General features: G+C 71.6%; 17 protein-coding genes. 8 read left to right on the plus strand and 9 right to left on the minus strand.

The window, feature by feature from the left end; translation table 11 throughout:
• Positions 1 to 78: 78 nt before the first annotated feature.
• The 4 genes from QC283_RS11675 to QC283_RS11690 all read left to right on the plus strand — a co-directional run bounded on the left by QC283_RS11675 (position 79) and on the right by QC283_RS11690 (position 4,940).
• Entirely contained in the window at positions 79 to 1,491 is a 1,413-nt protein-coding gene (locus tag QC283_RS11675; protein ID WP_279561362.1) for an amino acid permease, read from the plus strand.
• A 75-nt stretch (positions 1,492 to 1,566) separates the two neighbouring features.
• Complete coding sequence (locus QC283_RS11680) at positions 1,567 to 2,628, plus strand: ATP-binding protein (protein WP_279561363.1); 1,062 nt, start codon at positions 1,567 to 1,569, stop codon at positions 2,626 to 2,628.
• Positions 2,625 to 4,427: a vWA domain-containing protein gene (locus tag QC283_RS11685; protein WP_279561364.1), complete on the plus strand. Its 1,803-nt coding sequence runs from the start codon at positions 2,625 to 2,627 to the stop codon at positions 4,425 to 4,427. The genes QC283_RS11680 and QC283_RS11685 overlap by 4 nt, the downstream gene beginning before the upstream one ends.
• An 87-nt stretch (positions 4,428 to 4,514) precedes the next feature.
• Positions 4,515 to 4,940 (plus strand): OsmC family protein, encoded by a 426-nt coding sequence (locus QC283_RS11690; protein ID WP_279561365.1) that lies wholly within the window; start codon positions 4,515 to 4,517, stop codon positions 4,938 to 4,940.
• A gap of 19 nt (positions 4,941 to 4,959) precedes the next feature.
• Here QC283_RS11690 and narI read toward each other — a convergent pair whose 3' ends face one another.
• From narI to QC283_RS11720, 6 genes are all read right to left on the minus strand, one after another.
• Positions 4,960 to 5,682, minus strand: coding sequence for a respiratory nitrate reductase subunit gamma (gene narI / locus QC283_RS11695; RefSeq protein ID WP_279561366.1), 723 nt, complete (start codon positions 5,680 to 5,682; stop codon positions 4,960 to 4,962).
• Positions 5,679 to 6,173 carry a nitrate reductase molybdenum cofactor assembly chaperone gene (gene narJ, locus QC283_RS11700; protein WP_279561367.1) on the minus strand — a complete coding sequence of 165 codons (495 nt, stop codon included), beginning with the start codon at positions 6,171 to 6,173 and terminating at the stop codon, positions 5,679 to 5,681. The genes narI and narJ overlap by 4 nt, the downstream gene beginning before the upstream one ends.
• Before the next feature lie 4 nt (positions 6,174 to 6,177).
• The gene (gene narH / locus QC283_RS11705; RefSeq protein ID WP_279561368.1) at positions 6,178 to 7,773 is read right to left on the minus strand and encodes a nitrate reductase subunit beta; all 1,596 of its coding nucleotides are present in this window, start codon (positions 7,771 to 7,773) and stop codon (positions 6,178 to 6,180) included.
• Positions 7,773 to 11,468 carry a nitrate reductase subunit alpha gene (locus tag QC283_RS11710; protein WP_279561369.1) on the minus strand — a complete coding sequence of 1,232 codons (3,696 nt, stop codon included), beginning with the start codon at positions 11,466 to 11,468 and terminating at the stop codon, positions 7,773 to 7,775. The genes narH and QC283_RS11710 overlap by 1 nt, the downstream gene beginning before the upstream one ends.
• Positions 11,469 to 11,578: 110 nt before the next feature.
• Complete coding sequence (locus tag QC283_RS11715; RefSeq protein WP_279561370.1) at positions 11,579 to 12,394, minus strand: SAM-dependent methyltransferase; 816 nt, start codon at positions 12,392 to 12,394, stop codon at positions 11,579 to 11,581.
• 74 nt (positions 12,395 to 12,468) lie between these two features.
• Positions 12,469 to 13,332, minus strand: a complete 864-nt coding sequence (locus tag QC283_RS11720) for a helix-turn-helix domain-containing protein (protein WP_279561371.1) — start codon at positions 13,330 to 13,332, stop codon at positions 12,469 to 12,471.
• Between the two features lie 218 nt (positions 13,333 to 13,550).
• Here QC283_RS11720 and QC283_RS11725 point away from each other — a divergent pair, with 218 nt between their 5' ends.
• Entirely contained in the window at positions 13,551 to 13,976 is a 426-nt protein-coding gene (locus tag QC283_RS11725; RefSeq protein WP_279561372.1) for a hypothetical protein, read from the plus strand.
• Here the strand turns inward: QC283_RS11725 and QC283_RS11730 are convergent.
• Positions 13,958 to 14,773: a helix-turn-helix domain-containing protein gene (locus QC283_RS11730; protein WP_279561373.1), complete on the minus strand. Its 816-nt coding sequence runs from the start codon at positions 14,771 to 14,773 to the stop codon at positions 13,958 to 13,960. The genes QC283_RS11725 and QC283_RS11730 overlap by 19 nt on opposite strands.
• A 238-nt stretch (positions 14,774 to 15,011) precedes the next feature.
• Between QC283_RS11730 and QC283_RS11735 the strand changes: the two genes are divergently transcribed.
• The 3 genes from QC283_RS11735 (at position 15,012) to QC283_RS11745 (ending at position 18,027) form a co-directional block, all read left to right on the plus strand.
• Positions 15,012 to 15,317 (plus strand): 4a-hydroxytetrahydrobiopterin dehydratase, encoded by a 306-nt coding sequence (locus QC283_RS11735; protein ID WP_279561374.1) that lies wholly within the window; start codon positions 15,012 to 15,014, stop codon positions 15,315 to 15,317.
• A 5-nt stretch (positions 15,318 to 15,322) separates the two neighbouring features.
• The gene (locus QC283_RS11740; RefSeq protein WP_279561375.1) at positions 15,323 to 16,063 is read left to right on the plus strand and encodes a class I SAM-dependent methyltransferase; all 741 of its coding nucleotides are present in this window, start codon (positions 15,323 to 15,325) and stop codon (positions 16,061 to 16,063) included.
• Positions 16,064 to 16,149: 86 nt separating this feature from the next.
• Positions 16,150 to 18,027 carry a rhamnogalacturonan lyase gene (locus QC283_RS11745; protein WP_279561376.1) on the plus strand — a complete coding sequence of 626 codons (1,878 nt, stop codon included), beginning with the start codon at positions 16,150 to 16,152 and terminating at the stop codon, positions 18,025 to 18,027.
• 15 nt (positions 18,028 to 18,042) lie between these two features.
• Here the strand turns inward: QC283_RS11745 and QC283_RS11750 are convergent, their stop codons facing one another.
• Positions 18,043 to 18,288 (minus strand): hypothetical protein, encoded by a 246-nt coding sequence (locus QC283_RS11750; protein ID WP_279561377.1) that lies wholly within the window; start codon positions 18,286 to 18,288, stop codon positions 18,043 to 18,045.
• A 322-nt stretch (positions 18,289 to 18,610) separates the two neighbouring features.
• The gene (locus tag QC283_RS11755) at positions 18,611 to 21,532 is read right to left on the minus strand and encodes a glycoside hydrolase family 48 protein (protein WP_279561378.1); all 2,922 of its coding nucleotides are present in this window, start codon (positions 21,530 to 21,532) and stop codon (positions 18,611 to 18,613) included.
• Positions 21,533 to 21,696 lie beyond the last annotated feature (164 nt).

A 21,696-nucleotide genomic window follows, 5' to 3' on the forward strand; every position in this document is an offset into this window, starting at 1 on the left:
ACCGCGCCCGACCGTGCCCGACCATGGGCGCCGTCCCGGCGATCCCGGGCACCGGTTCCAAGGAAGGCGCACCACCCCATGCACGTCACCGGGTCCGTCCCCCCACCGGCTCCGGACCCGCGGGGGACCCCCGCGGCCCCCGACTCCGCCCCGGCTCCCGGCAACGGCAGACACGCCCGCCGCTTCGGGCTGCCCGTCGCCACCGCCCTGGTCATGGGCAACATCATCGGCGGCGGCATCTTCCTCCTCCCGGCCTCCGTCGCCCCCTTCGGCACCATCAGCCTGCTCGCCTTCGGCGTCCTGACCGTCGGAGCCATCGCCCTCGCCCTGGTCTTCGGCCGCCTCGCCGCCCGCGACCCGCGCACCGGCGGCCCCTACGTCTACGCCCGCGAGGCCTTCGGCGACTTCGCCGGCTTCCTCGCCGCCTGGGCGTACTGGATCACCACCTGGGTGTCCAACGCGGCGCTCGCCGTCGCCGCCGTCGGCTACCTGGACGTCCTGATCCCGGTGAACGACCACCGCTGGACCGCCTGCCTGGCCGCCCTCGTCATCCAGTGGCTGCCGGCGCTCGCCAACTTCGCGGGCTCCCGCTACGTGGGCGCCGTGCAGCTCGTCTCCACCGTGCTGAAGTTCGCACCGCTGCTGCTCGTCGCGGTCGGCGGCCTGTTCTTCTTCGACCCGGACAACCTCGGCCCGTTCAACGCGAGCGGCGGCAGCGGCATCGGCGCGGTCTCCGCCGCCGCCGCGATCCTGCTCTTCTCCTACCTCGGCGTGGAGTCCGCCGCCGTCAGCGCCGGCGAGGTCAAGGACCCCCGTCGCACGGTCGGCCGGGCCACGGTCATCGGCACCGCGGGCGCCGCCCTCGTCTACCTGCTGGGCACCCTGTCCGTCTTCGGCACGGTCGCCCACGACCGGCTGGTGGACTCCAGCGCCCCCTTCTCCGACGCCGTGAACTCCATGTTCGGCGGCGCCTGGGGCGGCTGGGCCGTCGCGCTCGCCGCCCTGGTGTCGATGACCGGCTGCCTCAACGGCTGGACCCTGCTGAGCGCCCAGACCCCGTACGCCGCCGCGAAGGACGGCCTGTTCCCCGCCGCGTTCGCCCGCAGGCGGCGCGGCGTTCCCACGTTCGGTGTCGGCGTCACCGTGGTCCTCGCCTCCCTCCTCACCGTCTACAACTACACGTCCGGCTCGGCGAAGGTCTTCGAGGTCCTCGTCCTCGTCACCACCTTCACCGCGACCGTCCCGTACCTGCTGGCCACCGCCGCGCAGATCTTCCACCTGATCTCCGGACAGGGCGAGAAGGTCGACCGGGCGCGGCTCGTGCGGGACGGCGTGATCGCGGCGGTCGCGGCCGCCTTCTCCCTCTGGCTGGTCGCCGGCGCCGGCTACGCGGCGGTGTACCAGGGCGTGCTGTTCCTCTTCGCGGGCGTACTGGTCTACGCGGTGATGGCGGCCCGCAGGCAGCGCGCCCAGGAGCCCACCGCCCCGTAAATCGGCTGCGTACGGGCCCCTGTCCCGCCCACACTGGGCGGGTCCGCTTCGAAGAGCAGCCCGAGGAGCCCCTGCGTGCAGGCAGCCGTCACCGTCACTCCCGCCCGTCTCCCGGAACTGCTGCTCGGCCTCGCCACCGTGCGGCCGGTCTTCCTGTGGGGCGCACCCGGCATCGGCAAGTCCTCCCTGGTGAGGAAGTTCGCCGACTCGCTGGGCCTGGAGTGCGTGAGCCTGCTCGGCACCCAGCTCGCGCCCGAGGACCTGATCGGCGTACCGCAGATCCGGGACGGGCGGTCGGTGTTCTGCCCGCCCGAGTCCATCGCCCGCGACGAGCCGTACTGCCTGTTCCTGGACGAGCTGAACGCGGCCGGCCCGGATGTGCAGAAGGCGTTCTACTCGCTCATTTTGGACCGCCGCATCGGCGGCTACGAGCTGCCCAAGGGGTCCATCGTCATCGGCGCCGGAAACCGCGCCACCGACAACGCCCTCGCCCGCCCCATCGCCTCCGCGCTGGTCAACCGCCTCACCCACGTCCACCTGGACGCCTCCGCGAAGGACTGGCTCGTCTGGGCCGCCGAGAACGGCATCCACCCCTGGATCACGGACCACCTCACCGACCGCCCCGACCACCTGTGGTCCAAGCCGCCCAAGACCGAGGAACCCTTTTCCACCCCGCGTTCCTGGCACATGCTCTCCGACGCCCTGCACTCCTTCGGGCAGGACCTCGACGAGGAGACCCTCAAGATCGTCGCGCACGGCACGCTGACCCCCGCCCACGCCACCGCCTTCTGCGGCTACGTCAAGATCGTCCGCAGCCGGTTCGGCATCGAGGCGGTCCTCAAGGGCGAGGCCCGCTGGCCGCACCGCCTCCAGGACCGCGACCTGCTCTATTACCTCGCCGAGTCCTTCCGCGGCCGGCTGGTCAAGGAGCTGCCCGCGAGCAAGGAGCACATGTCGGCGAACGGCCGCCAGACCGCGTACCGCGCCAAGTCGCTGCTCGTGCAGCTCGCCGAGATCTCCGTCGAGGTCGCCCAGAGCGTCATCGCCTCCGACAACGACGGCAACCCGGTGCTGCCCGCCTGGTTCCTCGTCGAGGCCGCCCGCGACATGCCCCGGCTCGTGGAAGCCCGGCGATGAGCCGCACCCGGACCACCAAGGGCCGCAAGAAGCGGGACCTGGCGGCGGAGGCGTTCGAGGCGGGACTGCGACTGGTCCGCGCCGACCCGTCCCTGGGCGCCGTGGAGTTCACCGTCTGCCGCCGGGAGAAGTGCGCCGTCGCGCCCCGCGGGGGTCTGGTGCGCGTCGACTCCGACGGCGTCGTGCACGCCCACCCGGACCGGCTCACCGAGCCCGCCGTCTGGGCCTGGGCGATCGCGCACGCCGCACTCCACCTCGGCTTCGGACACGTACCCGCCGCCACGGGCGACCGCACCCAGCCGGACGGACCGGACCTCGCCGCACGCTGCGCCGTCGTCAACCGCTTCCTGCTCGGCTTCCGTATCGGCCGCGCCCCGGACGACCTGCCCGACTCCTACCCCGACGGCGACGAGGAGCGGCTGGCAGCGCGCTGGCGCCGGGACGGGGTGCCGGCCGTCTACGAGCACTGCGGCACCGCGGGCAACACGGCCGACCTGCTGCTCGTACCGTGGAACGGCTGGCTCGGACGGGCCCCCGACTGGCAGACGGCGTTCGCGAGCGCACTCACCCGGACCGTCTCCACCGCGCTGGACATGGCGGGCGGGCGCCGCGACTCCATGGATGGCGAGGCGCCTCACCGGCGCCCCTGGGAGCGGGCCCTGAGCTGGTTCGTCTCCTCCTACCCGCTCCTCGGCGGCATCGCGTCCGGCATCACCCTGGTCGCCGACGCCGAACTCGCCCGCGCCCACGGCATCTCCGTCGCCGCCGTCGACGCCGACGCCGGCGAGATCTACGTCAACCCACTTCGCCGGTACGACGACGAGGAGTGGCGCTTCGTCCTCGCCCACGAGATGCTGCACGCCGCCCTGCGCCACGGCGACCGCTGCGGCACCCGCGACCCGTACCTCTTCAACGTCGCCTGCGACTACGTCATCAACGGCTGGCTGGTCGAGATGCAGGTCGGCACCATGCCCGAAGGACTGCTGCACGACCCCGAGCTGACCGGCCTGTCCGCCGAGGAGGTCTACGACCGCGTCGCCGGCGACCTGCGCCGCATGCGCCGCCTGTCCACCCCTCGCGGCAAGGGCGTCGGCGACATCCTCGGCGGCCCGCTCGGCTCGCCCCGCGACTACGTCGACCTCGACGGCTTCTACCGCCGGGGCCTCGCCCAGGGCCTGGACCTGCACCAGCGGCAGGAGCGCGGCTTCCTGCCCGGCGGCCTGGTCCAGGAGATCCGCGCCCTCAGCCACCCACCGCTGCCCTGGGACGCCCGGCTCGCCCGCTGGTTCGACGAGTTCGTGCCCCGCCCCGAGCCCGTACGGTCCTACGCGCGCCCGTCCCGACGCCAGGCGGCCACCCCCGACATCCCGCGCGCCGGCCGGTACTTCCCGCCCGAGGAGATCGCCCGCTGCACCTTCGGCGTCGTCCTGGACACCTCCGGCTCCATGGACCGCACCCTGCTCGGCAAGGCGCTCGGCGCCATCGCCTCCTACGCCGAGGCCCGCGACGTACCCGCCGCCCGGGTCGTCTTCTGCGACGCGGCACCGCACGACGCCGGGTACCTGCCCGTGACGGACATCGCGGGCCGGGTGCGGGTGCACGGCCGGGGCGGCACCGTCCTCCAGCCCGGCGTCGACCTGCTGCTGCGCGCCGACGACTTCCCGCCCACCGCGCCGGTCCTCGTCATCACCGACGGCTGGTGCGACGTACTGCGGGTACGGCGTGAGCACGCCTACCTGATCCCGCAGGGGGCGCGCCTGCCGTTCACCGCCCGGGGGCCGGTCTTTCGCGTGAGCTGAGCCGGAGTGTGATCGGATGGGGGGTGAGGAACCCGGAGACGGGCTCCCACCGCCCCTGTACAGCAACAGAATTCGAGAGGACCCGTCGTGGCAACCACGCGCTCCGCACACACCGTCTGGGAAGGCAACCTGCTCGAGGGCAAGGGTGTCGTCACCTTCGACTCGTCCGGCATCGGCGAGCAGCCGGTGTCGTGGCCGTCGCGCGCCGAGCAGGCCAACGGCAAGACCAGCCCGGAAGAGCTGATCGCCGCCGCCCACTCCAGCTGCTTCTCCATGGCGCTGTCGAACGGCCTCGCCGGTGCGGGCAACCCGCCCACCAAGCTCACCACCTCCGCCGACGTCACCTTCCAGCCGGGTGAGGGCATCACCGGCATCCACATCACGGTGGAGGGCACCGTCCCCGGCCTCGACAACGACGCGTTCGTCGCCGCCGCCGAGGACGCCAAGAAGAACTGCCCGGTCAGCCAGGCCCTGACCGGCACGACCATCACCCTGACGGCGAAGCTGGCCTAGTCGGGCCGGGGGCACGGGCCTAGGAGCCCGCGCGCTCCCACCCCGGACGGTCCGGGCGCGGCCCCAGCTGCCTGGGGTCGCGCGACCGGTACACCACGTACGGCCGGAACAGGTACTGCACCGGCGCGCTGAACATGTGCACCAGCCGGGTGTAGGGCACCAGGGCGATCAGCACCATCCCGATCACCGCGTGCACCTGGTACAGCACCGGCACCCCCACCATCAGCTCCGTCTTCGGCTGGAGGGTGAACAGACTGCGCGACCAGGGCGCGATGGTGTGCCGGTAGTCGTAGCCGGTGCCGGAGGAGTGCGCGAGCTTGGCCACCATGCCCAGGATGATCGCCCCGAGCAGGAAGACATACATGACCTTGTCGTTGGCGGTCGTCGCGCGGAACACGGGCGCGTTGGTGCGCCGCCGGTAGACGAGGACGAGGATCCCGGCGACCGTCAGCACCCCGGCCGCCGTGCCGCCGTACAGCGACAGCAGGTGGTAGGCGTGTTCGCTCACGCCCATCGCGTCCGTCCACGACTCGGGGACGAACAGCCCGACGAGATGGCCGACCAGCACGAACAGGATGCCGTAGTGGAACACCGGCGACGCGACGTTCAGCAGCTTCGACTCGTAGACCTGCGAGGAGCGGGTCGTCCAGCCGAAGCGGTCGTAGCGGTGACGCCAGACCAGGCCCGCGATCAGCAGGGCGAACGCGGCGTAGGGCAGCACGCCCCAGAGGAAGACGTTCATCGGCGGGCTCCGGTGGAAGCGGGCGGCAGGGTGGCGCACACGGCGTCCAGGACGCACGCGTAGGGCGTGCCGAAGGCGGTGAGCCGGGAGCGGAGCTGGTCCAGGGCGTCGCGGTGCTCGGTGAGCATGCCGATGTCCCCGGTGCGGGAGGCGAACTCCAGCACCGCCGGGAGGAAGTCGGGGAGTTCCTCGTCGGTGAACTCCAGGCCGTGGGCGCGGTACAGCTCCTTGAAGCGGACCAGCGACATCCCCCGGTTGCGGGTGTCGCCGTCGGTCCACCAGCTCAGGTACAGGCTGTGCCGGTTCTTGAAGTCGAAGACCTCCACGTAGTGCGCCTGGAGATCGCCCTGCGGTGTCACGGCCGCGTGGTCGGTGAAGGCGCGCAGCTGCGGCGCGGCCTCGCGCAGCAGGGGCAGCCGGACGCGGAAGTCGTCGTCGGGATACGTCAGACAGAGTGCCGCCGCCTGGTACAGCACCTCGAACCCGGGCATCTGATCAGGCCTCCCTCTCGTCGTCCGCGGTCTGCCGTCGGCGCAGGATGTGGAAGTTCTCCACCGGCACCAGCGGCAGCCTCCTGCGTCCCGAGTCCTGGCCGAACGGCCCGTCGCCGCCCATGCCGGGCCCGCCGTCGGTGTCCAGGCTGCACGTGTCCGGCAGCGCCGACGCCTCCAGCCGGTGCGCGTCCCCGACGGCCGCCGTCGGGATCACGTACCGCTCCTCGTACTTGGCGATCGCCAGCAGCCGGTACATGTCCTGGATCTCCTCGGCTCCCATGCCGACGCCCGCGCAGACGGCCGGGTCGGGGTCCTCGCCGAGGTTGATGGCGCGCATGTGGGAGCGCATCGCCGCCAGCTTCTCCAGCGAGGCCCGCACCGGCGCGACGTCCCCCGCGGTGAACAGCTCCGCCAGGTACTCCAGCGGGATGCGCAGCGTGTCGATCGCGCCGAAGAGGTTGCCCGCGTCCTCGCCGTCGTGCCCGGTCTCCGTCAGCGCGTCCACCACCGGCGACAGCGGCGGGATGTACCAGACCATCGGCATGGTGCGGTACTCCGGGTGCAGGGGCAGTGCGACGCGGTACCTGCTCACCAGCGCGTGTACGGGGGAGCGCCGGGCCGCCTCGATCCAGTCGAACGGGATGCCCGCCTCCTCCGCTGCCCGCCGCACCGCCGGGTCCTCCGGATCGAGGAAGACGCCCAACTGGGCCTCGTACAGGTCCTTCTCGTCCGGTGTGGAGGCGGCCTCGGTCACCTTGTCGGCGTCGTACAGCACGACCCCCAGGTACCGGAGCCGTCCCACGCAGGTCTCCGAGCAGACCGTCGGCTGGCCGGCCTCGATGCGCGGATAGCAGAAGGTGCACTTCTCGGCCTTGCCGGTGCGGTGGTTGAAGTACACCTTCTTGTACGGGCATCCGGACACGCACATCCGCCAGCCCCGGCAGCGGTCCTGGTCGACCAGGACGATGCCGTCCTCGGAGCGCTTGTACATCGCCCCGGACGGACACGACGCCACACACGACGGGTTGAGACAGTGCTCGCAGATGCGCGGCAGGTAGAACATGAAGGTCTCTTCGTAGGCGAACCGCACCTTCTCCGAGGCCTGTTCGCGGGTCCGCTCCACCATCGGGTCGAGGTCGCCGTAGGCGGGGGCGCCGCCCAGGTTGTCGTCCCAGTTCGAGGACCAGGCGATCTTCATCGGCTTGCCGTCGAGCTGTGAGACGGGCCGGGCGACGGGGTAGTCGCCGCCGAGCGGGGCGTCGGTGAGGTTCTTGTAGTCGTACGTCCAGGGCTCGTAGTAGTCCTTGATCTCCGGGAGCCTCGGGTTGGAGAAGATCCCGGCGAGCTTGCTGAACCGGCCGCCCGCCTTCAGCTTCAGCGCGCCCCGCCGGTTCAGCTCCCAGCCGCCCCGCCACTTCTCCTGGTCCTCGTAGCGGCGGGGGTAGCCCTGGCCGGGGCGGGTCTCGACGTTGTTGAACCAGACGTACTCCATGCCGCGCCGGTTGGTCCACGCCTGCTTGCAGGTGACCGAGCAGGTGTGGCAGCCGATGCACTTGTCGAGGTTCATGACCATGGCGACCTGGGCCATCGGGCGCATCAGTACTCGACCTCCTGGCCGCGGCGGCGGATCACGGTGACCTCGTCGCGCTGGTTGCCCGTCGGGCCGAGGTAGTTGAATGCCCAGGACAACTGGGCGTAGCCGCCGATGAGATGGGTGGGTTTGAGGATGAGGCGGGTGAGCGAGTTGTGGATGCCGCCGCGTTTGCCGGTCGTCTCCGCAAGGGGCACGTTGACGGTGCGTTCCTGCGCGTGGTGCATGTAGACCGTGCCGGGCGGCATGCGGTGCGAGACGATCGCGCGGGCCACGACCACGCCGTTGCGGTTGACGGCCTCGATCCAGTCGTCGTCGGACACCCCGATCGCGTCCGCGTCCTGCGTCGACATCCAGATGGTCTGGCCGCCCCGGGACAGCGCCAGCATGAACAGGTTGTCCTGGTACTCGGAGTGGATGGACCACTTGTTGTGCGGGGTGAGGTAGCGGACCGTCACCTCCCGGTGCCCGTCCGGGCCGAGCCGCGGCTCGCCGAAGAGCCGGCTCATGTCCAGCGGCGGCCGGTACACGGGCAGCGCCTCGCCCAGCTCGTGCATCCAGTCGTGGTCGAGGAAGAAGTGCTGGCGGCCGGTGAGGGTGTGCCAGGGTTTGAGGTGCTCGGTGTTGAGCGTGAACGCCGTGTACCGGCGTCCGCCCGCCTCGCTGCCCGACCACTCCGGCGAGGTGATCACCGGCACGGGCGCCGCCTGGGTGTCCGCGTACGTGACCCGCTTGCCCTCGTGCTCGGCGGCCAGGTGGGCCATCTCCTGCCCGGTCTTCGCCTCCAGCGTGTGGAAGCCCTGGACGGCCAGGCGCCCGTTGGTCGTGCCGGACAGGGCCAGGATGGTGTTGGCGGCCTTCACCGCCGTGTCCAGTGCCGGACGCCCGTCGGCCGGGCCGCCGCGCACCGCGCCGTTCATGTGCCGCAGCCGCTCCACCTCCTCGTCCGGCCTCAGGGTGATGCCCTTGGCGGGCAGCCCCTTGGACTCCACCAGCGGGCCCAGCGCCGCGAACTTCGCGCCGACCGCCGTGTAGTCCCGCTCCACGACGACCAGGCCGGGCATGGTCTTCCCGGGTTCCGGAGCGCACTCCCCGCTCCGCCAGTCCCGTACGACGCCGCCCGGCTGAGCGATCTCACCCGGCGTATCGTGCTGGAGCGGGGCCGCCACCAGGTCCTTGCGCACGCCGAGATGCCCGGCGGCCAGCTCGCTCAGCTTCTCCGCCAGCACCTTGAAGGTGTCGAAGTCGGTCCGCGTCTGCCACGGCGGGTCCACGGCCGGGGAGAAGGCGTGCACGTAGGGGTGCATGTCCGTACTGGACAGGTCGTGCTTCTCGTACCAGGTCGCGGCGGGCAGCACCACGTCGGACAGCAGCGTGGACGAGGTGTGCCGGAAGTCCAGCGACAGCAGCAGGTCGAGCTTCCCCTCGGGTGCCTCGTCGTGCCACACCACGTCCCGGGGACGCTCACCCGGCGCGGCCTGTTCGGCACGCAGCGAGGAGTGCGTGCCCAGCAGGTGCTTGGTGAAGTACTCGGCGCCCTTCGCCGACGAGCCGAGCAGATTGGCCCGCCACAGGGTCAGGATCCGCGGCCAGTTCTGAGGCGCGTCCGGATCCTCGCAGGCGAACTTCAGCGTGCCGGCGCGCAGTTCGGCCACCGCGTTCGCCACCGGGTCGCCGAACGTCTCGCCCAGCTCCAGCGGGTTGCGGTCGAAGGTCGGATACGACGGCATCCACCCCGTGCGCGCCGACAGCGCCAGGCAGTCCGCGCCCGTCATCCCCGCCAGCCGCCCCTCGCCCAGCGGCGAGGCCAGCACGTCGGCGCCGAACCGGTCGTAGCGCCACTGGTCGGTGTTCAGGAACCAGTACGCGGTGCCGATCATCTGGCGCGGCGGACGCGACCAGTCCGACGCGGCCGCCAGCGACGCCCACCCGGTCACCGGCCGGCACTTCTCCTGACCCACGTAGTGCGCCCAGCCGCCGCCGTTGCGGCCCTGGCAGCCGGTCAGCTGGAGCAGGGCGAGGAAGGCCCGGTAGATCGTCTCGGAGTGGAACCAGTGATTGGTGCCCGCACCCATCAGGATCATGCAGCGCCCCTTGGAGCGCTCGGCGGTGCGCGCGAACTCCCGGGCGATCCGCACACAGGCCGCCGCCGGCACCGAGGTGTGCGTCTCCTGCCAGGCCGGGGTGCAGGGCGCGTCCGCGTCCTCGTACGACGCCGGCCAGTCACCCGGCACCCCGTCACGGGCCACGCCGTACTGCGCCAGCAGCAGGTCGAAGACCGTCGTCACCAGCGGCCCGTTCGCCCCGCCCAGCCGGGTCGCCGGGACACCCCGCCGGACGACCTCCCCGCGGCCCTGCGCGTGCGCGCCGCCGTCGGTGTCGAAGCGGGGGAGGAGCACCTTGACGCCCGACGCCATCTCGTGGCCGTGCAGGCTCAGCCGGGGCCGTACGTCGCCCAGGTCGAGGTTCCACCTGCCCTGGTCGGCCTCGTTCCAGCGAAAGCCCAGGGAGCCGTTCGGGACGACGGCCCGGCCCGTCGCCTCGTCCAGCACGACCGTCTTCCAGCGCGCGTCCTCACCCTCCTGCCCCAGGTCGGCCGCGCGCAGGAACTTCGCCGGGACGTACGCCCCGTCCCGCTCGTCCAGCGTCACCAGGAACGGCAGGTCGGTGAAGCGCCGTACGTAGTCGTCGAAGAAGGGGGTGACGCGGTCGACGAAGAACTCCTTGAGGACCACGTGCCCCATCGCCAGGGCCAGCGCGGCGTCCGTCCCCGGGTGCGGGTGCAGCCACTGGTCGGCGAACTTGGTGTTGTCGGCGTAGTCGGGGGAGACGACGACGACCTTCTGGCCCCGGTAGCGGGCCTCCGCCATCCAGTGCGCGTCCGGCGTGCGGGTCACCGGGACGTTCGAACCCCACATGATCAGGTACGCGGCGTCCCACCAGTCGCCCGACTCCGGCACGTCCGTCTGGTCGCCGAAGACCTGCGGGGACGCCACGGGCAGGTCGGCGTACCAGTCGTAGAACGACAGCATCGGGGCGCCGATGAGGGAGTGGAAGCGGGCGCCCGCCGCGTGCGACACCATCGACATCGCCGGGATGGGGGAGAAGCCCGCGATACGGTCCGGGCCCTGCGTGCGGATGGTGTGGACGTGGGCCGCGGCGACCATCTCGACCGCCTCGTCCCACGTCGCCCGGACCAGACCGCCCTTGCCCCGCGCCCGCTGGTAACGCCGCCGGCGTTCCGGGTCGCCCTGGATGTCGGCCCAGGCCAGTACTGGGTCCGGCAGCCGGGCCTTCGCCTCCCGGTACATCTCCAGCAGCACCCCGCGCACGTACGGGTAGCGCACGCGGGTCGGCGAGTACGTGTACCAGGAGAACGCCGCGCCCCGGGGACAGCCGCGCGGCTCGTACTCGGGGCGGTCCGGGCCGACCGACGGGTAGTCCGTCGCCTGGGTCTCCCAGGTGATGATGCCGTCCTTGACGAACACGTTCCAGCGGCAGGAGCCGGTGCAGTTCACGCCGTGCGTGGAGGTCACGACCTTGTCGTGGCTCCAGCGGTCCCGGTAGAAGGCGTCCGCCTCCCGGCCGCCGACCAGCCCGATGCTGTGCAGGTCGGGCGCGGCCGTGCCCGGCCGGAAGAACCGCCCTGCCCGCAGTAGCGCCGCGCCCGGCTCGGTGGGCGGTGTCCGCGTGTCGGTCACGTGCGCTCCCTCGATCGACCGGGCCCTGGCTATCGAACCTAGGGGCGGGCGGGGGAGCGCACCTGTTCGCGGCGCCCGTACGGGTCAGGAGGCACCGGCGGCCGGGCCCGTCAGGGCTTGCGCGCCACCCCCGCGTACACCGGCACGATGCCCTCCGCCTGGACCGCCACGTCCTCCGGGTCCGGCCGCCACCCGATGACCGGGATGACACCGGGGCCCAGCAGTTCCAGGCCGTCGAAGAAGCGCGTGAACTCGGTGAGCGAGCGCGGGTAGAACGGCGTGCCGCCGCGGGCGAACAGACCGGCGGCCTTGCCCACCGCCTCGGGATTCAGATCGGGCGTGACCTGCGACAGGACCAGGAAACTGCCGGGCGCGAGCGCGTCGACGTACCGCTTCAGCAGCCCGTGCACGTCGTCACCGTCGACCGCGTCGCCGAGGTAGTGCGTCAGGGCCACCAGCGACAGGGCCACCGGCCGTGCGAAGTCCAGGGACTCGCCCGCCAGCCGCAGGATGAGGTCCGGGTCCCGGACGTCCGCGTGGACGTACTCGGTGGCCCCCTGTGCCGAGCCGTGCAGCAGCGCCTGGGCGTGCCGCAGGACGATCGGGTCGTTGTCGGCGTAGACGACCCGCGCCTCGGGAGCCACGGCCTGGGCCACCTGGTGCAGGTTCGGCTCGGTGGGGATGCCGGTGCCGATGTCCAGGAACTGGCGGATCCCGGTCTCGGCGAGCGTACGGACGGCCCGGTGCATGAACCGGCGGTTGGCCCGCGCCCCACGGACCGCCGTGTTGTCCGCCGCGAGGATCCTGCGGGCCAGTTCCTCGTCCACCGGGTAGTTGTCCTTGCCGCCCAGCCACCAGTCGTAGACGCGGGCCGGGTGCGGCCGGCTGGTGTCGATGGGGGCGGGGGTGGCGTCGGATCCGGTCATGCGCTGTCGTCTCCTCGGAGCCTGGTGGTGTTCGGGTGCGGTCGTGTTCGGGCCTGGTGCGGTGGGTCGCCGGGTCAGAAGATCTCGCGGTACTCGCGCAGGACCTTCTCGGTGCGCTGGGTCGAGGCGGCCCGCGCCGTCATGTGGTCCAGGACCTCCAGATGCGCGGATACCTCCGCGCGGGAGTCCAGGTACAGGGCACCGGTCAGATACTCGGTGAAGACCATGTCGGGCAGCTCCGGCTCCGCGAACCGGAAGAGCGTGAACGGCGCGTACGTCCCGGGGTGCGGCCCGTCCTCGAACTCGGCGACCTGGAGCGTCACCCGGTCCCGGGCCGAGAACTCCAGCAGCTTGTCCAACTGGTCGCGCATCACCCGGCCGTCGACGCTCACCGGGCGCCGCAGCACCGTCTCGTCCATCACCACCCACAGGTGGGGCGCGTCCGCGTCCTCCAGCAGCCGCTGCCGCTCCATGCGCAGGGACACGTGCCGTTCCACCGCGTCCCGGCCCGCGCTCCCGATCGTCCCGGCCTCCAGGACCGAGCGGGCGTAGTCCTCGGTCTGCAGCAGCCCGGGTATGAAGTGCGGCTCGTAGGAGCGGACGATCCGTGCGGCGCCCTCCAGGCTCACGTACATGCTGAACCAGTCCGGCAGCACGTCGTGGAACCGCTGCCACCAGCCCGGCTGGTTCGCCTCCTCGGCCAGCGCCACGAACGCCGAGACCTCGCTCGTGGGCACTCCGTACGCCGTCAGCAGGATCTGGACATACGGTATCTTCAGCGCGACCTCGGCCATCTCCATGCGTCGCACGGTCGCCGGGGCCACCCGCAGCACCTTGGCGGCCTCCTCGCGCTTGAGGCCCGCCGTCTCCCGGAGTTCCTGAAGCCGTCTGCCGAGGACCACCTGGCCCACGGTGGGTGCGGCCCGCCGCTCACTCACGCCACGCCTCCCCAACGCGCCCAAGTCTGCCCGCAGTCTGTCATGCTCTCCGGTCAGGTTCACAAGGGGTGGTCGGGGATCAACATCATTACCTGGCGGGTAATCGACCGGGCGCGGTCCGGACGGGATCGTGGGGTCATCGGGTTCCGGTCCGGCGCACTCCGGTCCGGGACCCGGTTCCCACAGCCGTGTCCGACCCTGACGGAGGGTGACTCGTCATGTCCACGAACCAGATGGCCGCACTTGTCCGCACCGCCGAGCCGCAGCTGATGCTGCGCCGCTTCCTCGCCCTCGACGCGGTGGTGACCGGCGCCAACGCGCTCGCCTACCTCGCGTTCGCCGGACCGCTGGGCCGGTTCCTCGGCGCCGGTTCCGGGCTGCTGATCGGCCTCGGCGCGTTCCTCGCGGTGTACGCGGCCGGAGTCGCCCTGCTGGCCTCCCGCCGCCGGCCCCCGGTGCTCGCCGTACGGGCCGTCGTCGAGGCCAACCTCGCCTGGGCGGCGGTCAGTCTCGCCGCCCTCGCCCTCTGGCTGACGCCCACCACGGCCGGCGCGGTGTGGACGGTGCTCCAGGCGCTCACCGTCGCCGGGTTCGCCCTGCTGCAGTACGTGGCGCTGCGGCAACGTCAGGACAGCAGTGTGTGAAGGTACTTGACCGTCGCCGGGTCGGCCGGGAGCAGTGTCTCGATGGCCAGCTCGGCGACGGTCACGTCCATCGGTGTGTTGAAGGTGGAGATGGACGAGATGAACGACAGGGTGTGGCCCTCGTGCTCGATCTGCATCGGCAGTGCGAAGTACGGCACCGGCTCGGCCGGCTCACCGCCCCCCGCGGTGTCCGGCACCGGATACGCCGCCACTTCCTCGTACAGCGCCCGCAGCGGCTCCGAGCGGTGCAGGGCGATCTGCCGCTCCATCTGCTCCAGTAGATGCCCGCGCCACTCGCGCAGGTTGCGGATGCGCGGCGCCAGACCCTCCGGGTGCAGGGTGAGCCGGATCGCGTTCAGCGGCGGCTCCAGCAGACGCTCCGACACACCGTCCATCAGCATCAGAATGCCCCGGTTGGCGGCCAGCACCCGGTACGTGGCGTCCACGACCAGTGCGGGATAGGGCTCGTATCCCCGGATCAGCCGCTCCATGCCCTCGCGCAGGGCGTCCATCGCCGGGTCGTCCAGCGGGGTCTCCGGGTAGTGCGGGGCGTAACCGGCCGCGAGCAGCAGCGCGTTGCGCTCCCGCACGGGGACGTCCAGGTGCTCGGCGAGCCGCAGCACCATCTCCTCGCTCGGCCGGGAGCGGCCCGTCTCGACGAAACTGATGTGCCGGGCGGAGGAGTCGGCGCGCAGCGCCAGCTCCAGCTGGCTGACCCGCCGCTGCTCCCGCCAGGCCCGCAGCAGCGGGCCCACGCCCTGGGCGGTGGGGGCGGTACCGGACATGAGTGCGGTCATACGCCGAACGGTAGCCGACAGCGGTCCGCACCGGGACCGGCCCACGCCCCTGGAGCGGGGACTGGCGGACGCTCCTGGAGCAGGGACTGGCGGACGCTCCTGAGCAGGGACCGGCCGACCTTCCGGCCAAGGCCCGGACGGCCGCGTTGTGGCAGGCTGAACGGGTACCAGGTATCAGGGGGAGACCCCGGGTACCGGATGCACGAGGGAGACCCACCCCAGGAAGGGAGCGCGGCCCATGCCCGTCGAACCGCTGTCGCATAAGGAGATCGAGGAGCGGCTGGCCGAGCTGCCGGGCTGGTCCCTGGAGGACGGCCGCCTCACCCGTTCCTACCGGCTCGGCTCCCACTTCGCGGCCGCCGCGATGGTCGTCCACATCGCCCAGACACAGGAGGAACTGGACCACCACTCCGACCTGACCCTCGGCTACAACACCGTCTCCCTGGCCGTGCACACCCACAGCGCGGGCGGTGCCGTCACCGAGAAGGACGTCGAGCTCGCCCGCAGGGTGGAGGACCTGGCCGCCGGCCATGCGGCACACTGACCGATGTGCTCGACTACGACAAGGAAGCGGAGCGGTACGACGCCTCCCGCGGCGGCGAGCCCCGCGCCGAGGCCGCCGCGCAGGCCGTACTGAGCCTCGTGCCGCGGCAGGCGCGCAGCCTGCTCGACGTCGCCTGCGGCACCGGCATCGTCACCCGGCGCCTCGCCGCCGGGCGTGAGGGCATGCGCGTGACCGGCGCCGACCTCGCCCCCGCCATGGCCCGCTACGCCGCCGCCCGGCTGCCCGGCGCCGTCGTGCTGGCCGACAGCCGCCGGCTGCCCTTCCGGGACGGGGAGTTCGACGCCGTCAGCAGCGTGTGGCTGCTGCACCTCGCCGGCGGCGCCGACAACGTACGGGCGATCGTCGGCGAGTGCGCCCGCGTCCTGCGGCCCGGTGGGGTGTACGTGACGACGGTCGACAAGGGCGCCTCGCACAACGTGGGCAGTGACATCGACGCCGTGCTCGCCTCCCGCCCGCCCAGCACCGCCCACGACGCCGCCGCCCTCGTCGAGTCGTACGCCCGCGCCCACGGCCTGATCCCGGCGGGGCAGGTCCGGTTCACCGGTCGGGGCCAGGGCCGCAGCCCCCGCCGCACGGTCGCCGACCTGCGACGCGGCTGGTTCGTCACGCTGCCGCCGGGCGACCCGCTCGCGGAGCGCTTCGCCGCCCGGCTCGCGGCCCTCCCCGACCAGGAACGGCCGCGCCCCGACCCGGTCTTCACCCTGCGAGCGTTCGCGAAACCGTAGGAAGCCGTGGGCCCGGAGCGGCAACCCGGCGGCCCCCGGCGGCGACCGACAGACGGAAACCATCCGTCCTCCAGGAGGTTCGTCCCGTGAGGCACCCCCACAAGAAACGCAGACGTCGTCCACTCGTCCTGGGCGCGGCCCTCGCCGCCGCAGGCCTCGTCGGCACCGGCCTGACCGCTCTCACCACCGACACCGCCGAGGCCGCCACCGCCCGGCAGGTCGAGGCCCTCGACCGGGGCGTGGTCAGCGTCCACACCGGCGACGGCAACCTGGTCAGCTGGCGCTGGCTGGGCACCGACCCGGACAACGTCTCGTTCAACGTCTACCGGGCCGGCACGAAGGTCAACTCCGCACCTCTCACCGGCTCCACCACCTACTTCCACTCCGGCGCCCCCTCCCACGCCGACTACACCGTCCGAGCCGTCGTGGGCGGCACGGAGCAGGGCGACTCGGTCCACGCCATCCAGTTCCGGGCCGGCTACAAGGACGTGCCGATCAGCGCTCCGTCCGGCGGCACCACACCCGACGGCGTCTCCTACACCTACGAGGCCAACGACGCCTCCGTCGGCGACCTCGACGGCGACGGCGCGCTGGACATCGTCCTCAAGTGGCAGCCGACCAACGCCAAGGACAACTCGCAGTCCGGATACACGGGCAACACGATCGTCGACGGCATCAAGCTCGACGGCACCCGGCTGTGGCGCGTCGACCTGGGCCGCAACATCCGCTCCGGCGCCCACTACACGCAGTTCCAGGTGTACGACTACGACGGCGACGGCAAGGCCGAGGTCGCCATGAAGACCGCCGACGGCACGAGGGACGGCACCGGCGCGGTCATCGGCAGCTCCTCGGCCGACCACCGCAACTCCTCCGGCTACATCCTGTCCGGCCCCGAGTACCTCACCATGTTCAACGGGCAGACCGGCAGGGCGATGGGCACCGTCGACTACGTGCCCGCCCGGGGCAACGTCTCCTCCTGGGGCGACTCCTACGGCAACCGCGTCGACCGCTTCCTGGCCGGCACGGCGTACCTGGACGGCTCCCGCCCCTCCCTGATCATGGCGCGCGGCTACTACACGCGCTCGGTGATCGCCGCCTGGGACTGGCGCGACGGCTCCTTCACCCGCCGCTGGACCTTCGACACCAACTCCTCCACCAACGCCGGCAGGGGCTACGACGGCCAGGGCAACCACCAGCTCTCCGTCGCCGACGTCGACGGCGACGGCAGGGACGAGATCGTCTACGGCGCCATGGCCGTCGACGACAACGGCCACGCCCTGTGGACCACGAGGAACGGCCACGGCGACGCCATGCACGTCGGGGACCTCGACCCGTCCCGCGCGGGCCTGGAGGAGTTCAAGGTCGACGAGGACAGCTCGAAGCCCTCGTCGTGGATGGCCGACGCGCGCACGGGCCAGATCATCTGGGCCACCGGCGCGAGCGGCGACAACGGCCGGGGCGTCTGTGCCGACATCTGGTCCGGCAGCGCGGGCGCCGAGTCCTGGTCGTCGGCCGAGAGCGGCATCCGCGGCCCGAAGGGCACGGTGGTCAACAGCCGCAAGCCCTCCAGCGCCAACTTCGTGTCCTGGTGGGACGGCGACCCCGTCCGCGAACTCCTCGACGGCACCCGCGTCGACAAGTACGGCACCTCCGGCGACACCCGCCTCCTGACCGGCTCCGGCGTCGCCTCCAACAACGGGACGAAGGCCACACCGGTCCTCGCCGGCGACATCCTCGGCGACTGGCGCGAGGAGGTCATCTGGCGCAGCACCAACAACACGGCCCTGCGTATCTACTCCACGCCGCACGACACGGACCGCAGGATCACGACCCTCCTCCACGACACCCAGTACCGCACGGCCCTGGCCTGGCAGAACACGGCTTACAACCAGCCGCCGCACCCGAGCTTCTTCCTCGGCAGCGGGATGCCGACGGCACCCAGGCCGACGGTCCGCACGCCCTGATCCACGTCCGCCCCTTCAGGCGGCCCGGTCCACCGGCGGGGGCTTCCCGCCGGTGACCACTGTCCTGAGCCACCCCTGTGTCAGCCGCGTCCGGGAGGCGAGCACCTCCACCGGGACGCCCCGCCGGTACGCGTCGCGCAGGGCGGCGTCCCGCCAGTTCTGAAGTCTCCTTCTCGCGGCCTCGCCCGCGACCGTCCGGTGCAGCAGCACCGCCAGTCCGAGCGACAGCCGCCCTGCCGCGCCCTCCCACGTTCGCGCCATGCGGCGCCCCCTGTCCTCGCCACCACTCCCACTCCCACAACGGTCGAAGAAGTACAGCGGGGACACAAGGGCGTGAAACGGGCGCACTGGTCACCGAGGCGGGAGAACGCGCCGCCGGCACGCGCCCTCCCGGGCGGTCCTCAACGCTCATGGACCTGGTGCCAGGGAGGGAAGGAAACGCGCGAGGACCGGGCGGCCCTCGGTGTGGGTGGGGGCCGCCCGGTCGGGTGGTCTCGTCGTCCGGTGACAAGACCGTGTACGCGGAGCCGTCAAGCGTTACCGGGGCCGGAGAACCGCCGGCCCGCGGAGCGCTTCGCGGGGGCTATTCCAGTAGCTCCGCGTACGAGCCCATGGCGAGGGCTATGTCCGCCTGGGCCCAGAACCGGTGGTACGTGAACGTGGGCGCGGCACCGCCCGCGAGATAGCTCTCGATCTTCGACCAGGCCGGGTCGTCCTGGTAGAAGGAGCGGATCGAGGCGAAGGTCGACGACTCGTCGATCGTGTCGCCGTTCGGCATGGTCCCGGTCCAGCCGCTCGGGACGTGGACCGGGTCGTCGAAGCGGTTGTAGTCGGCGCGGGTCTCCGGCACGGCGATGCCGAGCGCGGTCTGGTTGTTCTCCCACATGCCGTCCAGCAGCGCCTTCGCGGTCGCCGCCGCCTCGGTGTCGCCCGAGCGGTCGGCGTAGTACGTCAGGGTCTTGGCGTACGCAGCCGCCACACCGACGTCGTCGGTGTAGTCCGAGACGGTGACGTGCAGGTCGCTGTTGTCACCCGGGGAGGAGGCGTTCCAGGTGTCGGGCTGCCCCGACCACCGCATCGTCGAGGGGATCCGGAAGGTGCCGTCCGGGTTGACCGTCGTCTCCGACAGCGCCCAGTCGACCCACTTGTCCAGGACCTCCTTGGCCGCCGCGTCACCGCTCTGCTGGTAGTACTCTGCGACCCGCTCCATGGACCACGCCTGGAAGCCGAACCACTGGTTGGACGGCGGGTCGTGGTACACCGGCTTCTCGTCGTAGTACATGCCGTAGAAGGTCGGCGTACCGGCCGGCGGCGTCGCGTACCGGCCCGCCCAGCTGTTGGTGGCGCCGCCCGCGATGGCGCCCTCGTCGGACTGCAGCCAGCGGTAGAACTCCACCTGACGGTCGAGGGACTTGGCCCAGTCCTGCGCGCCCGTCGCCGACTTCGGCTTCAGGTCGTCGTAGGTGCTCAGCGCGTACGCGGCCAGCGGGTTCTGGTAGCCGCCGTGGGTGTGGCTGGAGCCGATGCGCCAGGCCCAGCCCGCCGAGCTGTCCACGGCGCCGCCCCAGGCGTAGTACCAGGACAGCAGGTAGTGCGAGGAGTCCTTGCCCGTGCCCGCCGGGCAGCTCGTCGGACCCACGCAGTTCCCGACCTTCTTGAAGTACTTGTCGAACATGGCGTAGCGCAGGTAGTCGCCCATCTTGGCGGCCTTGTCCAGGGTCCCGGCGATCTCCTCGCCCTTGCCCTGCTCCTCCGCCCAGATGTCCGCCCAGTACGCGGCCTGTACGGCCCGCGCGTCGGCGTCCGGGGCGTTGGTGAACTTCCACTGCTTGGCGTAGGAGGCGTCACCCGTGAAGAGGTCCAGGTAGCCGTTCTCGCCGCCGTACTTGAAGGCGTCGCAGGTCGGCTGCGGCACCGTCTCCCACACCGACTCCTGCGCGCCGCGCTGGAAGGTGTTGATGTACGACGGGCCGGTGTCCGACGGACCCGCCTCGCACTTGCCGGGCGAGTTGCCGTAACCGTAGGTGTTGTCGACGTCCTGGAGCCAGTGCATGCCGTAGACGTCGTCCGTGCCGTACGCCGACTTCAGCTCGGCGGCGATCGGGTCCGGGCCGACGGAGACCGCGCCGTCCAGGGGCGCCGGGTACTCGTCCGGCGTGTCCAGCTCGGGTGCGTACGTCGCCGGTTTCGAGGCGTTGTAGGCCGAGTTGGACGGCTGGTCGGCGTGCGTGGGGATCATGTACGTCTCCATGATCTCCCAGGCGTTGTTGAACCTCGTCCAGTCGCCGGTGACCTTGCCGTACATGGCCTGGAGCCACAGCAGGTAGCTGTACGCCTCGGACGTGGTCTCGTGCCCGTGGTCGGGGGCCTCGACGATCAGCGTCTCGACCGAGTGGTACGGGATGCCCTCGGGCGAGAAGTAGCCGTTCGCCGGGTCGGTGATCTTCCCGTAGAGCTCCAGGAAGCGGGCGTCGTAGTCCTTCGCGGCTGCCAGCTGGGTCACGTTGACCGCGGCCTTGCCGTGGCCGGGGGCCGTCGACTCGAAGAGGGCCGAGCCGGTGCCGGAGGCGTCGGCCGCGATGGTCACCTCCTGGGCGGTGTCCCAGTTCGACGGGGTGAAGGTGAGACTCGCCCCGCCGGAGACGGTCAGGCCGGTGTTGCCGCTCGCGCGGGCCGTCGTCACCGTGACGTTCGCGGTCGGCTGCTTCGAGAGCTTGACCTCGTACGCCCCGGACTCGCCCTGCTGGACACCCAGTTGGGCGGGTGTGGCCACCACGGTCGGTCCCGAGGCGACCGTGATGCCGACCGGCGTCGAGCTCGCGGAGGCGCCCGCGCTGTCGTACGCCTTCGCCACCAGCGAATGACTGCCCACGGTCAAGCCGGAGGCGGAGTGCGTGTAGGGCGAGCTGGTGTCCGTACCCAGCAGCGTGGTGTCGTCGTAGAATTCCACCTTGCTGATCGTGGCGTCGTCGGCGGCGGCCGCCGTGGCCGCCAGCGGTACCGCCTCGCCCTGCGAGTACACCGCGCCCGCCTCCGGGCTGGTCAGCACGGTGATGGGAGGCTGGTGCGCGCCGGCGCAGGCGGTGCCGTTGACGGCGAAGCCGGCCGGCGCGGCGTTGGTGCCGCTGTACGTGAACTGCCCGCCGGTGGAGACGGCGGCCCCGGCGGCGATCCGCGCGTTGTACGAGGCGTTCTTCACGGTGACGGTCCGGCCGGACTGGGACCAGGTGCCGTTCCAGCCGTTGGTCAGCTTCTGGTCGCCCGCGTAGTCGTACGTCAGCGTCCAGCCGTCGATGGCGTCGCCGCCGCGGTTGGTGAGCGTCAGCTCCGCGGTGAAGCCGGAGCCCCAGTCGTTGGTCCGGTAGTCCACGCTGCACTGGAGGGCGGCCGCCCGGGCGGGGGTCGAGCCGGTGCCCACCATCGTGAGGGGGAGCGCGAGGGCCGCCAGTGCGGCCGTCCACAGGCGCCGCGTGGTGCGGCGTCCGGGTCTGTGTCGGGGGTACATGGTGCTGGTTCCTCCTGCGGCTCGGGGGCGGTGGGGGAGGAGCAACAAGCCTTGAACCAGTGGGAGCGCTCCCATAGTGAAGAGCGGGTCCATTGCGGTCAAGATGTGTGGACAGTCGAAAAGATTCGACAGATGTCGCCGCGAGAAAGTCGGTGACTCCCCTG

This window comes from Streptomyces sp. DH41 (assembly GCF_029813785.1).
Taxonomy (GTDB): domain Bacteria; phylum Actinomycetota; class Actinomycetes; order Streptomycetales; family Streptomycetaceae; genus Streptomyces.